Origin of the sequence: Runella sp. (genome assembly GCF_965279615.1) — a bacterium.
Lineage (GTDB): Bacteria > Bacteroidota > Bacteroidia > Cytophagales > Spirosomataceae > Runella.
In genome coordinates, this window is sequence record NZ_OZ257252.1 from 661,589 (window position 1) to 675,989 (window position 14,401).

Genomic DNA, 14,401 nt, shown 5'->3' on the forward strand with positions numbered 1-14,401 from the left:
GAAAAGTGAAACAATTGTAGTTGGTCAATCAAAGAAAAGATGCCGGTGCCGATCAGTCGGATTTTATACTCAAAAAAAATCAGTTTCAATTTCTACAAATCACGTTTATGGCAATCATCAAATGTAAAATCAACGGCAAGAATCAAACACTCGATGTAGATCCTCAAATGCCATTGCTGTGGGCCCTGCGGGAGGTAGTCGGATTAACGGGTACCAAGTACGGTTGCGGGGTAGCCCAATGCGGCGCCTGTACCGTGCATCTCAACGGCGAAGCGGTGCGTTCCTGCGTCACCAAAGTCAGTCGCGTCGAAGGGCAACAGATCACTACCATTGAAGGATTATCGCAAACTAACACCCATCCTCTCCAACTCGCCTGGCAGGAAGTGGATGTGCCGCAGTGCTGCTATTGCCAATCGGGACAGATCATGTCTGCCGCCGTGTTGCTTCGGGAGAATCCCAACCCGACCGATGAGGACATAGACAATGCCATGTCGGGTAATCTTTGCCGATGCGGCACTTATCTGCGTATCCGAAAAGCGATTCATTTAGCGGCAGAAGGCATGGAGCGGAAAGTGGGCAGTAAATAACAAACGACTATTGCAATTGTTAGCTCGTTTTTAAATTTAACTTCATTATGAAACACCCTTCTGAAACCGGAAGACGGAATCCATTCTCTCTGAAAACAACGGTCGCCCTGTCGATCATTCTTTTTGTAACGGCTGTTCTAACGACGGCATTTAACGTGAAGAATGACGATCCGGAAAGCCCGACAAAGTCTGCCCTGATTAACCCCGACAGCATTGAATCCGTCAAAGCATTTGCACAGGTCTACAAAGTGCTCATGAGTCCCCGTTGCATGAACTGTCACCCCTCAGGCGATGTGCCGCTTCAGGGGGATGACAGCCACGAGCATACCATGCTTCCCAAACGGGGCACGAATGGCAAAGGGCTCTATGCCATGAAATGTGCCAACTGCCACCAGCCTACCAATACACCCGGCTTACATACCCCGCCCGGCAATCCTGAATGGCACTTGCCGCCGGCGTCGATGAAGATGGTTTTTCAGGGTCGAACACCGCATCAGTTGGCTAAACAGCTCGTTGATAAGAAGCAAAATGGGAATAAGGACATGAAGAAGCTTATTGAGCATGCTGACGATGGCCTTGTACTGGCAGGCTGGAATCCCGGTGAAGGAAGGACATTGCCTCCGATGAGTCACGCAGAATTTAAAAAAGCGTGGCTGACGTGGATCCAAAAAGGGGCGTTTGCCCCCAAATCATAACAGCAACCGCGTTCAACTGATTACGAACCATGAACAGCAACCTACTATCCAGAAGAAATTTCCTCAAAACATCGGCCTTGTAACTCCCTGAAATAGCTTGACAAATTTAAGACATTTTTTGAGTACCGATTGATCCCATTTCAGAATGTGCTTTTGTACGCTTTTTCGAGTCCGCTCGCCCTTTTTTCGGTGGGCTCTTGCTGTGGGATATACAACCTGTTTCAGAATGAATGTCTGTTTAGAATCTTTATACACCAGTGTTAAACCGAGTAAATTTTTGTCCGGGGGTGAATGCCCATAACACTATAAATAAACTTCTCTCGTAAGGCTTGGGAAGAACTTTTGTCTTTAAATTCCTGAAATTGATTATCCATCATTCCGGTAGTTGTGTAAAACTGATTCAGGACAGAACACCATGTAAGTACATGATTCTTTTATTCATTCTTAAGCGGTTATTTGTTCTTATTACGGGTAAAAATAGAACCATTCGAATGATTTAACCGCAAAGTATCATACAACCAACCATAGGAAACCTTTAAAGAAATCGTTCGTTCAATAACCCTTTACTACCAAAGTTTAATGAAAAAACTACTTCTGAGCAGCTTCTGTTGCACATTTATGTTTTATTTGGCGGAAATTTCGTTTGCCCAAAAAATAGACCCTGCCATTTTAGAAAAACGGTGGTCGGCCTGGTGGATTACCGCCTCCAATGCTACGCCCGACGGCTACGGAGTGTACTTATTTCGTAAATCGGTTGAACTGCCGTCCAAACCAAGTTCGTTTGTTGTTCATGTATCGGCCGATAATCGCTACAAGCTTTTTGTGAATGAAAAAATGATTTCAATGGGCCCCGCGCGGGGCGATTTGAGTCATTGGAATTTTGAAACCGTAGACCTTGCCCCCTACCTTCAAAGCGGTAAAAATACTGTTGCTGCCCAAGTTTGGAACGAAGGTGATTTGAGACCCGAAGCGCAAATCTCGTTACGAACGGGGTTTATTTTGCAGGGAAATACCCATGTCGAAGCCGCACTCAATACCAACGAAACGTGGAAATGCGTGCGTGATGACAGCTATGCTCCCCTAAAATTTACGATACGGGGGTATTATGCAGCGGGCCCGGGGGAAATTCGTCAAATGGCTGCCTCGCCCAAACAATGGGAAAAACCTGATTTTGATGACAGTAAATGGCCGGCTCCGAAACGACTGTTCAATGGCACGCCCAAAAGCCTCTTGGGGCCTTTTGGTTCTCCCAACGGTTGGATGCTGGTACCTTCAACGATTCCACAAATGGAAATGAAGGATGAACGCATCCAAAAAGTAGTGGAGGTAATAGGTGAAGTAAAAATTCCCGATGGTTTTCCCCAAAAAACAACTTCACTTACGATTCCTGCCAACTCGTCGGTCAAACTTCTTTTAGACCAAACCTATTTGACAAATGCCTATCCAACGGTACTGTTCAGCGGCGGCAAAAATGCCACAATTTCCGTAGGCTACACCGAAGCTTTGTACAGCAGCAATCAAAGCAAAGGCAATCGGAACGAAACCAAAGGTAAAGTATTTGTTGGCCGAGCCGACAGTTTGATCTCAGACGGTACCGCCCAACAGCATTTTGTGCCTTTGGCCTACCGCACCTATCGGTATATTCAACTGAAGGTCACGACCCAAAACGAGCCGTTGGTTCTGAACGATATTTATGGCACATTTACGGGTTATCCCTTTGAGTTGAAGTCCGGTATCACCACGCAAAACAGCGATATTGACAAAATTGCCGAGATAGGTTGGCGCACAGCCCGCCTTTGCGCGGGGGAGACCTACATGGATTGTCCTTATTATGAGCAACTTCAGTACATCGGTGATGCACGGATTCAGGCATTGGTCACGCTGTACAACAGCGGGGATGAACGTATGGTTAAAAATGCACTCAATCTGATGGATTATTCACGGCAGCCCGAAGGTGTTACATTGAGCCGTCACCCATCATACACCCCTCAGTACATTCCTACGTTTTCGTTGTGGTATATCGGTATGCTGCACGACTATGCACGCTACGGGAGCGATTTGGATTTTGTGAAAAAGAAAATCGGAGGGACTCGCCAGATCCTGGAGTATTTCAAAGGCTATCAACAGGCAGATGGTTCGCTGAAAAACGTGCCGCAATGGATGTTTACCGACTGGGTCACGGCCAAAGATTGGCGGGCCGGTACTGCTCCCATGAGTCCCGACGGTTCCTCTGCGGTGTTGGACCTGCAACTCTTGTGGGCGTATCAGGTAGCGGCCGATCTGGAAACCAAATTGGGCGTTCCTGCGTATGCAGCACATTATCAAACCCTTATTGATCAACTTAAAAAGACCATTTTGGCGAAATATTGGGATGGTTCTAAAAAACTGCTGGCCGACCGTGCCGAGAAAGATGTGTTTTCGCAACATACCAATTCGTTGGCGATTTTAACGGGGTTGTTTACCCCTCAACAGTCTGCCGAAGCAGCCCAACAACTGGTGACCAACAGCACATTAGCCCCGGCTTCTATTTATTTTAAATATTATCTTCACTTGGCACTTATCAAAGCAGGCAAAGGCAATGACTATCTGAAATGGTTGGACAAATGGCGTGAAAATATCCGGATGGGGCTTACCACATGGGCCGAGACCTCCGACATTACCACCTCTCGTTCCGACTGTCATGCCTGGGGAGCAAGTCCGAATATTGAATTTTATCGGACACTTCTGGGCATCGACAGTGACGGGTTGGGTTTCTCAAAAGTCAAAATTGAGCCGCATTTGGGCGTATTGACTCAGGCCAAAGGCAGTATCCCGCATTCCAAAGGAATGATTTCGGCAAGTTATCAATTGGAAAACGGCCAATGGAAAATACAGATTGAATTGCCAAAGACGGTGACCGGTAAGTTGATTTGGAAAGGCAAAACGATTGGATTGAAAGAAGGAGTAAATCAACTAAACCAATAAGACCTGAAACTATGAAAACACTGAACAGAAGGCAATTTGTAGCCCAAATGTCTTTATCGGCCGGGGCGATTACCCTCTCTGCTGCTACTCTTTTTGCCAATAAAGGTTTAATGGAAGAATTTGTTGAAGTTGAAATCACGCATGGAAAAATAAAAGGATATCGTGAGCAGGGGGTGAGTATTTTTAAGGGGGTGCCGTATGCCGGAAAAACGTCGGGGGATAGAAGATTCCGTCGTCCTGCTCCGCTTGAACCTTGGCCAGGGGTACGCGAAGCGTTGCAGTTGGGTGCTCCGGCCATCCAAAATCCGAGACGAAATGAGCCACCCCCTTCTGAGGATTGCCTGTTCCTGAATGTTTGGACTCCTGCCAATGATACTAAAAAGCGCCCTGTGATGTTTTACAGCCATGGGGGCGGTTTCGTGATCGGTTCGGGCGGTTCTGCCGGACAGGATGGGGCTAATTTAGCCCGCAATTTTGACGTGGTAGTTGTAGAGACCAATCACCGTTTAGGCTTAATGGGCTTTTTGTACCTCGACGAAATCGGTGGTGCCGACTACGAAGGTTCAGGCAATAATGGCATGTTGGATATTGTCGAGGGTTTAAAATGGGTCAACAAAAATATTGCCCAATTTGGCGGTGATCCCAACAACGTCATGATATGGGGAGAATCGGGAGGCGGAGCCAAAACCTCTTGCCTCTATGCAATGCCGGCGGCGGCTCCTTATTTTAATAAAGCCTCAATTGAAAGCGGTCCCGGCGTGCGAATGACTCCCAAAGAAATCGCCCAAGAAACCACGCTGATGCTGTTAAAAGAGCTGAATATCGAACCGAAAGATTGGAAAAAACTACTCGATGTACCTGTTGCGGATCTTTTGGCGATGCAGGGCAAACTGCCATTTGTACCGCCATTCGTTGAAAAAAATAAAAATGGAGGTTTTATGCGACGAAACTACGGAGGTTTTGGACCGGTAGTGGATGGCAAAGCGTTGCCGCATCATCCTTTTGACCCTTCAGCTCCCTCACTTTCCAAAAACAAACCGCTTTTGGTCGGTTGGAACGAAGACGAACATACGTTTTTTGCCTGGGAAAGAAAAGAAACCGACTTTGTGAAATATGATTTTGAGAGCTTACAGAAAAAGCTTGAACCACAGTATGGTACCGATGCTAAAAAAATAATCGACACCTACCGAAAAGCAAGGCCGACTGCTTCTGCGGCTGATATTTACATTGCCATAGCATCAATCACCCTGATGGGTTTGGGTTCGATAGATATTGCGGAGAAAAAAGTAAAACAGGGGGGTGCTCCGGTATATCTTTACAATTTTGGGTATAAATCAGAGATGAAAATACCGGGAACCGACTATGAGATGGGTACACCGCACGCCATGGATATTTCATTCAAATTCAATAATGAAACCGCCAACAAGCCGAGTTTTTTGGGGGGGAACAAACCCGAGAAAGCCATCGCTTCTCACAATTTTGCGGAGTTATGGACTAATTTTGCCAAAACAGGAAAACCGTTTGCCAAAGATGCCCCCGAATGGAAAGCGTATAATCTAAAGGAACGGTCTACCATGCGTATCGATACTAAATTGGAGCTAATCAAGGATCGATTTAAAGAGGAATTGAACGTTTGGCGGGAGGTAGGAAAATTGTAAGTACCTCTAAAAGTCTAACAGCCGATGTGACTTATCTGCCTCAAAAAAAGAGTGTATAAATGTACTCAAAAAACAGAGATATAAGGCTGATATACAAGCTATTATTAAGGCTTGTATATCAGCCTTATAATGATCAGATCGACTCGGCCAGTTGTTCAGGCGTACTGTCTTCGGGGAAATTGAGTTTTTTACGAAGACGATACCAGATCGTTCGAACACTTTGCGAAGAAATCCCCAATACAAATGTCATTTCTTTTGTAGATAATCCAAGTCTGACCAAGGCCAGAAACCGGATCTCCGCCGGAGTCAACGGCGACAGTTTGTCTTTCATCCGTTGTAAATAGCCCGGATGTACCTGATCAAATAAGCGACGAAAGCGTTCCCATTCGGCATCGGTAGTAATAACAGCCTGTTGCAATTGTCGCATGGCCTGATGAGACGAAGTGTTCAACAAAACATTCTCCGCATCTTCCGCCCATCGGTTTTTGGCGTTTTGAATAAATTCCTGCAATTGTTCCGTAGCCGTCTGCATTTCCACTTCCTTTTCTTTCCACCGGCGCTGCTTTCGCATGAACCGATGGCGTTGGGTAAAATAAATATACAAAGAGGCCAAAAACAGCATTGCCAACAACCCGATAAGCGCATTCCGTTCTGTTTTTTTGATCTTTTTTTGAGTTTCCAACTCGGCATTTCGTTCGGCCAATTCTGCTTTCTGATGCGCTCGTAACATCTTTCGGGTATTAAATTGCCGACTAAGGCTATCGCGCACCATCATTGTCGAATCAAAGTACATCAACGCCAATGCTTTGTTCCCATTTCGGATGTACAATTTAGACAAATGGGGAAACAGTTTTTCCTTTAACGTCCATTCTCCCGATTGTCGTTGGTAAAAAACGGCCTGCGCTGCCAACGCTTCCGCTTTGCTTAACTGACCGGAAGCCGCCTCAATGTCACTTAATCCGATCCGACAAAGCATGGCATGCTCTTCCAATTGTGACCGCGAAAAGAGGTGTTTGTATTTATCGGAGGCGGGAAACGTGTTGGTTGCTTCAATGCCCGCTTTTAACAATGGAATCGCGTTTTTTACGTCATTTTTTCGGTACAGAATATACCCTAAACATCCCTTTGCGAGTTCGACCGCATACGTATCTTTTTCGGAAAGGGCATTGTCCAGGGCTTTTTGGTAATAAAACATGGCCGAATCCGGTTGATTCAGATCGCGGAAACAATTGCCGATAAACGCATAATTTCGGAAGAAAACAGAAGTCAGTTGATACTTCTGCTCATAGTGGAGCGCTATTTTGGCAAAATGTATCGCTTTTTCATAATCGGCGAATTCATAGTAGGCATAGATGAGTTGATTGATGCAGTTGATCTTGTCGGGAAACTCCTCCAAACTTTTGTCCCTGATGATTTCATACATGTTGAGATAATGCTCAAAGGCCAACTCATAGTTTTTAACCTTTCGAAAATAGAACTGCCCGAAATGCTTTTCGACGGAGGCTTCATTTAACAACTTTTTGTCATGGGCGAAATGTAACGCTTTGTCCAACTCCAGTTTGCCCACTACCAAGTTATTGGCGTATTTTTTTCGATACAGAAAAAAGCTCAATTCCATCATGTAAGTATCCATCTCCAGACCGGCATCGTCGTGCTCGGCGGCGGCTTGTCGCAACCCCAATACTTCATTAAAAAAAAGCGTGGAGTCGTAGTTGTCGTTGGTCGTTTTAACCTCCCAAAAATTACCAAAGAGAGCCGCTCTTTGCTTATAGTCTTTGTGCAGATACTTTTCGTATTGAGCGGCCGCCGTATCGGTCAGGCATAAACATACCCAAACGAAAACGCAGTTTCTAAGAAAATGCCGGCCGAAAAGAAGCGTCATGAGTAAAGTCAATCAAAAATAAGTGTTCTGAATTCAATGGCTGAATGCCGATGGGTTCAATCAACATATCAATACAAAATGAAAGGCGGCAGGCTGCTTTTTATACCATGCCTCAGCCATTTTACTCTCTTTTTGCCTGAAACAAGGCATTGTGACGCTTTTGTGACGCCACTGTGACGCTTTTGCGACGCTGATTTTTTGGTGTTGACCTGCCGCTCCCCCTAGTTTTGACCCATGCCAAAGTCAATGCCCATTCCCTTTCTGTTTCGTAAAAAAAGACTGGCGCTGCTGCTGCTGGTTTTGCTTTTTGCCGCCGCCGTGCTCGGGGTCTGGTATTGGTACGATTGGCAACTTGACCGCTTACCGCCTGCTGATCATTATTTACCAAACCATCCGGCCTCTGCGGCCGCTTAACTCCACTCACGTATGAACTGTTCTGTTTACTCCCAATGGTGTGCCCTTCACACTTTGCCTCCAAAAGCCGCTTTCCGGAGCTTTACCCGTTTTGTGTTGCTTCTGCTGGCAAGTTGCCTGACGGGACTCTCGGCGCAGGCCACGGTATATCATGTCAAAACTGACGGCAACGACACAAACGCCGGCACAAGTTGGTCTGCCCCCTTCAAAACCCTGCAAAATGCCTTGGCGACGGCGACGGCAGGAGATCAGATTTGGGTAGCTAAGGGAACGTATTATCCTGATGAAGGACCGGGTACAACCAATAATTCCCGTTTTTTTTCTTTTATCATGAGAGAGGGAGTGAAAATCTACGGCGGTTTCCCCACTACGGGTACACCGACAATGAATGAGCGTGATTGGAAAGCGCACGAAACCATCCTCAGCGGTGACATTGACCAAAACGACCAACCTAATTTTGTCAATTATGACAACAACTCCTACCATGTCATTTATAACGGCTATTATTACAGATTGACCTCGGCGGCGCTGTTGGATGGCTTCACGGTTGAGGGGGGAAATATCAATGATGTAGGGACTAATGGAGCAGGCATGAGCAATAACGAGTCATCTCCCTCGGTAATTAACTGTTCCTTTGTGCGAAACCAAGATATGATGTCGACCGAAGGAGGCGCCGGGATGTACAATAACGAGTCATCTCCCTCGGTGATCAACTGTTCTTTTTGGGGCAATCGGGCCAGAGGCGCCGGCGGGATGTACAATGTCTTTTCATCTCCCTCAGTGATCAACTGTTCTTTTTGGGGCAACCAATCAACACATAAATCCGGTGGAATGTACAATAGCTATTCATCTCCAACTTTGGTCAATTGCAGCTTTGCCGGAAATACAGGGCTTCTCAGCGGCGGGATATACAATTTTTCCGCCTCTAATCCGATCCTAAAAAACTGTATCCTATGGGGCAACAGTTCCGAGGTTTATAATAACAACAGCAATCCCGTCTTTATCAAAACGTTGGTTCACGGACAAAATGTCGGAGGATTTACCGGCAATGAAGACCCCCTGTTTGTCCATCTGCCTGATTTTAATAACGCCCCCACCACCGCAGGAGATTTGCGACTGCAGCCCTGCAGTCCTCTGATTAACCAAGGCGACAACAGCCTTATTCCCATGGGTATTACCATGGATGTGGACAACAATCCCCGCATTCAATTCACCACTGTCGATTTAGGGGCATATGAACGACAAAGCATTACACAGGTGCTGTATGTCAAAACCGACGGCAATGATACTAACACAGGCACTTCTTGGCAGACCCCCTTCAAAACCCTGCAAAAAGCCCTGCAAGCGGCCTGCGCCGGTACGCAGATTTGGGTAGCTAAGGGAACGTATTATCCTGATGAGGGGCCGGGGATGATCGACAATAACCGCAATCAATTCTTTGTGATGGTAGAAGGAGTGAAAATCTACGGCGGTTTCCCCACTACGGGTACACCGACAATGAATGAGCGTGATTGGAAAACGCACCAAACCATCCTCAGCGGCGACATTGACCAAAACGACCAACCTAATTTTGGCAATTATGACAACAACTCCTACCATGTCATTTATAACTACCATTACAGCAACGATATCATGACATCGGACGCACTGTTGGACGGTTTTAGGGTGCAGGGAGGGAATGCTAATTATGGCAGTTACGACTTTGCGCTTGGCGGTGGAATGTATAATCAACTCAGTAATCCTACAGTAGTAAATTGTTCCTTTGTAGAGAATATGTCTCGCTCTGATGGAGGGGGAATGTTCAACTACGGTTCCAATCCCAATATTATAAATTGTTCCTTTACGGGCAATCGGTGCAACGAAATTTCCGGTTATGGTGGTGGGATAAGTAATCGTTATTCTAAACCTACCCTGACGAATTGTTCCATCTCAGGTAATATAGCCGTTGCGGGTGCCGGGATATACAATTGGAGTGCCAGTCCCATATTGACCAATTGTTCCATCTCAGGCAATAGGGGTGATGGAATGTTTAATGATAATTTTCCGTATGAACCGGGGTTATATCCTCCTTCCAACCCGATCCTGAAAAACTGTATCCTTTGGGGCAACAGTACGGAGGTTGTGGATTACCATGACAGCAACCCCGTTTACATCAAAACGTTGGTTCGGGGACAAAATGTCGGCGGTTTTACCGGCAATGAAGACCCCCTGTTTGTCAATCCGCCTGATTTTAATAACGCCCCCACCACCGCAGGAGATCTGCGGCTGCAACTCTGTTCGCCGGTCATCAATGCAGGTAATAACAGCGTTTTTGCTGCCGGCCAAACGCCTGATTTGTCATCGATCACCACAGATGTAGACAACAATCCCCGTATTCAATTCACCGGCGTGGATTTGGGCGCCTACGAACAACAAAACACACCTCCGTCGCCCCTCTATGTCAAAACCGACGGCAATGATACTAACACAGGCACTTCTTGGCAGACCCCCTTCAAAACCCTGCAAAAAGCCCTGCAAGCGGCCTGCGCCGGTACGCAGATTTGGGTAGCTAAGGGAACGTATTATCCTGATGAGGGGCCGGGGATGATCGACAATAACCGCAATCAATTCTTTGTGATGAAAGAGGGAGTGAAAATCTATGGAGGTTTCCCCACTACGGGTACACCGACAATGAATGAGCGCGATTGGAAAACGCACCAAACCATCCTCAGCGGCGACATTGACCAAAACGACCAACCTGATTTTGGCAATTATCATGGAAACTCCTACCATGTCATTTATAACCATGATAACGGTTTGACCTCGGCGGCGCTGTTGGATGGCTTCACGGTTGAGGGGGGAAATACCACTTCGGGCGGGGCTTTTGGAGGAGGCATGTACAATGCTCGTTCGTCTCCCTCGGTAATTAACTGTTCCTTTGTGCGAAACCAAGCTGCGATAACGACCGACGGAGGCGCCGGGATGTACAATGAAAGTTCATCTCCCTCGGTGATCAACTGTTCTTTTTGGGGCAACAGTGCCAGTGGCGCCGGTGGGATGCACAATTTCTTTTCATCTCCCTCGGTGATCAACTGTTCTTTTTGGGGCAACCAATCAACGTTTATATCCGGTGGAATGTACAATTACTATTCATCTCCAACTTTGGTCAATTGCAGCTTTGCCGGAAATACAGGGTTTCTCAGCGGCGGGATATGCAATGAAGGATCCAACCCGATCCTGAAAAACTGTATCCTATGGGGCAACAGTGTCGAGGTTTATAATTACAACAGCACCCCCGTTTACATCAAAACGTTGGTTCGGGGACAAAATGTCGGCGGTTTTACCGGCAGTGAAGCCCCCCTGTTTGTCAATCCGCCTGATTTTAATAACGCCCCCACCACCGCAGGAGATCTGCGGCTGCAACTCTGTTCGCCGGTCATCAATGCAGGTGATAACAGCGTTTTTGCTGCCGGTCAAACGCCTGATTTGTCATCGATCACCACAGATGTAGACAACAAGCCCCGTATTCAATTCACCGGCGTGGATTTGGGCGCATATGAATACCAAGCCGCCTCACCTTCGGCCATTACTCCTACGGTCAATGTAATCTCTCCAACGACCTGCGGAGGCACCAATGGCTCTATCACCCTGAGCGGGTTCTTGGCCAATACCGTTTACGCAGTTTCCTACACCAAAGGTGCTGTCAACGTTGCTGCTGCTAACTTTACATCCAATGCCAACGGAGTCATTACCTTAACCAACCTGACCGCCGGCAGCTACACCGAGATTGTGGCCGTCTACGGAGCCTGTGTCTGTAATGCCGTTTCAGCAACATTGAGCGACCCTGCCAAACCCACGCTGACGGTGGGGGCAATCTCGGCCATTTGTGCCGGAACCAACACATTCAGTATTCCTTTTACGAACCCCGTAGGCTCACCAAATCTTTACTCAATTTCGGGCGCAGGCATTACCGGCGTCACCAATGGAAATTTGACCGGCCCCATTACCGTTCAGTTAAGCAGCGGTGCTTCGGGAAGTTCCATTTCGTTTACACTGACGGTTAAAAACGAAACAACCGGCTGTGTTTCGGAGAACATCACCGGTTCTGTGACGATCAATCCGCTGCCGCCCACCCCAACTATTGCCGCAGGCAGCGCAACGACTTTCTGCGCAGGCGGTTTGGTGAGCCTGACGTCAAGTTCGGCTTCCGGCAATCAGTGGTATAAGAATGGCAATCTCCTTAACGGAGCCATTAATTCAATCTATTCTGCGAATACTTCAGGGAGTTATACGGTGATTGTAACAGCCTTAGGGTGTAGTTCGGCACCGTCTACTGCTACAATTGTAACGGTTAACTCCATTCCTACCGCTACCATGACCGGCACAAGTACCGTTTGCAAAGACGCTACCGCTCCTGACATCACCTTTACCGGCAGCGGTGGTACAGCACCTTACACCTTTACCTATACCCTCAATACTTCCAACAATCTGACCGTCACGACTACCAACGGCAATTCCGTGACCTATTCCCAAACGACAAACGTTGGGGGCGTTTTTGCCTATACCTTAGTGAGCGTCAGCGACAATAACCATTGTACCCAAGCTCAAACCGGCTCGGCGACTGTTACCGTGTTGGCACCATCGACTCCCGCATCGCCTACCGGCACAACCATTTCTCTCGGCCAATCCGCTACTCTGACGGCCGGCAGTTGCTCGGGAGAAGGGTTTACTTTGCTTTGGTATAAAAGTTTGGATAACACGTCAGTAACCATGCCTGTCTCGCCGGTGGTCACTACTTCTTATTACGCTCGTTGTCAGCAAAGCAGCGGACAAACAAACTGTTTGAGCAGCAAAACGGCCGATGTTACCGTCACGGTGGGGCAACGAATTTTTGTCAATGCGGCCAATGTCAACTTAACTCAGGACGGAACTTCCTGGCAAAAAGCGTTCGCAAATTTGCAGGCCGCCCTGACAGCCGCCCGCAATTCGATTTATTCACCCTTGGAAATATGGATAGCGCAGGGAACTTACATTCCCGGCACCCAACGAAAAGATGCTTTTGAAATCCCTTCAGGCGTGCAGGTCTACGGTGGTTTTGTCGGCACAGAAACCGAGTTAAGTCAACGCAATTGGAAAACCAACAAAACCATTCTCAGCGGTGAGATCGGTACAACCAATTCCCTGAATGACAACATCAACCACGTCGTAGTCTTTAACGCCACCAATGCCGATACCCGACTGGATGGACTTACCATTGAAAAAGGCTACGCCGATTTTGTCACGGGGAATCAAACTACCGAATTGACCGAACCGGCAATTCTTTCATCAGGTGGGGGGATTTTAGTGATCAATAGGAGTCTGGGTTTAATTACGAACTGTATCGTTACCAACAACCGCGCCATCACGGGGGGGGGACTGTTATTGCAGGACAGCAGCAAGGTGAGCATCACCAAGACGATCATTTGGGGCAACGAAGCCACCTTTGGCGGGGGCGTTTACGTATTGGGCGGCAGCATGCCGCGACTGGAAAACCTGCTGATCGTCACCAACAAAGCGTTGGGTGGCGGATTGTACATTAATCACAGTCAGCCACTGATCCTTCATGCTACAATTGCGGCCAATCAAGGTAACGGCGGTACAGCGGGCGGTATCTTTACTGTCAATTCGGCAACGATAGTACGCAACAGCATCCTATGGGGGAACTCCTCGCCGCAGACTACCGACGCCATTGGCATTACATACAGCATCGTTGAAGGCGGCTATGTTGGTTTGGGTAACAGCAGTCAGAATCCGTTATTTGTCAATGCAGGCTCAAATGGTTTGGCGCCTTTGGGTGGTTTGGGCGATTATCATCTGCAAAACTGCTCACCGGCCATCAACTCCGGCGACAATACGGGTGCTCCGATGGAAGATTTGGACGGCACTTTTCGTCCCTATGCCGGCGTGGTTGACAAGGGAGCCTATGAAAGTCAAAGCATCGGCAGCGCAGGCCCTGCCACCTTGAGCGTAACGGAAAACATTTCAAGCGGAAACGTACAGAAAACGGCCGGTAAGATCACGGCCATCAACCAAGTATCAGGCGGCGTGGTAGAATATAGGGGCGGCGAGTCGGTGACACTGTTGCCGGGTTTCAGTGCATCAAATGCCGTTTTCCAAGCTCTCATCAGCGGATGTCAGACCAATATACTCAATCAGGTATTAAGTGATTCTCAAAAATAACGA

Annotated in this window: 7 protein-coding genes; 6 read left to right on the top strand and 1 reads right to left on the bottom strand. The window is 47.5% G+C overall.

Features of this window, described 5'->3' with window-relative positions:
* Nucleotides 1-107: 107 nt before the first annotated feature.
* The 4 genes from ACQY73_RS03005 to ACQY73_RS03020 all read left to right on the top strand — a co-directional run bounded on the left by ACQY73_RS03005 (nt 108) and on the right by ACQY73_RS03020 (nt 5,904).
* On the top strand, nt 108-587 hold the full coding sequence (locus tag ACQY73_RS03005; protein WP_428661244.1) for a (2Fe-2S)-binding protein: 480 nt from the start codon (nt 108-110) through the stop codon (nt 585-587).
* Nucleotides 588-634: 47 nt separating this feature from the next.
* Nucleotides 635-1,282 (top strand): hypothetical protein, encoded by a 648-nt coding sequence (locus tag ACQY73_RS03010; protein ID WP_428661247.1) that lies wholly within the window; start codon nt 635-637, stop codon nt 1,280-1,282.
* 579 nt (nt 1,283-1,861) lie between these two features.
* Nucleotides 1,862-4,246: an alpha-L-rhamnosidase C-terminal domain-containing protein gene (locus ACQY73_RS03015; RefSeq protein ID WP_428661250.1), complete on the top strand. Its 2,385-nt coding sequence runs from the start codon at nt 1,862-1,864 to the stop codon at nt 4,244-4,246.
* Between the two features lie 11 nt (nt 4,247-4,257).
* Nucleotides 4,258-5,904 (top strand): carboxylesterase/lipase family protein, encoded by a 1,647-nt coding sequence (locus ACQY73_RS03020; RefSeq protein WP_428661253.1) that lies wholly within the window; start codon nt 4,258-4,260, stop codon nt 5,902-5,904.
* A gap of 133 nt (nt 5,905-6,037) precedes the next feature.
* On the opposite strand, the gene ACQY73_RS03025 is transcribed toward ACQY73_RS03020, so the two are convergent.
* Nucleotides 6,038-7,786 carry a hypothetical protein gene (locus ACQY73_RS03025; RefSeq protein ID WP_428661256.1) on the bottom strand — a complete coding sequence of 583 codons (1,749 nt, stop codon included), beginning with the start codon at nt 7,784-7,786 and terminating at the stop codon, nt 6,038-6,040.
* Between the two features lie 234 nt (nt 7,787-8,020).
* On the opposite strand from ACQY73_RS03025, the gene ACQY73_RS03030 reads away from it, so the two are divergent.
* Both ACQY73_RS03030 and ACQY73_RS03035 read left to right on the top strand, forming a co-directional pair.
* Nucleotides 8,021-8,200, top strand: a complete 180-nt coding sequence (locus tag ACQY73_RS03030) for a hypothetical protein (protein ID WP_428661259.1) — start codon at nt 8,021-8,023, stop codon at nt 8,198-8,200.
* A 12-nt stretch (nt 8,201-8,212) separates the two neighbouring features.
* Nucleotides 8,213-14,398, top strand: a complete 6,186-nt coding sequence (locus ACQY73_RS03035; protein WP_428661262.1) for a choice-of-anchor Q domain-containing protein — start codon at nt 8,213-8,215, stop codon at nt 14,396-14,398.
* The last annotated feature ends 3 nt before the right edge of the window (nt 14,399-14,401 follow it).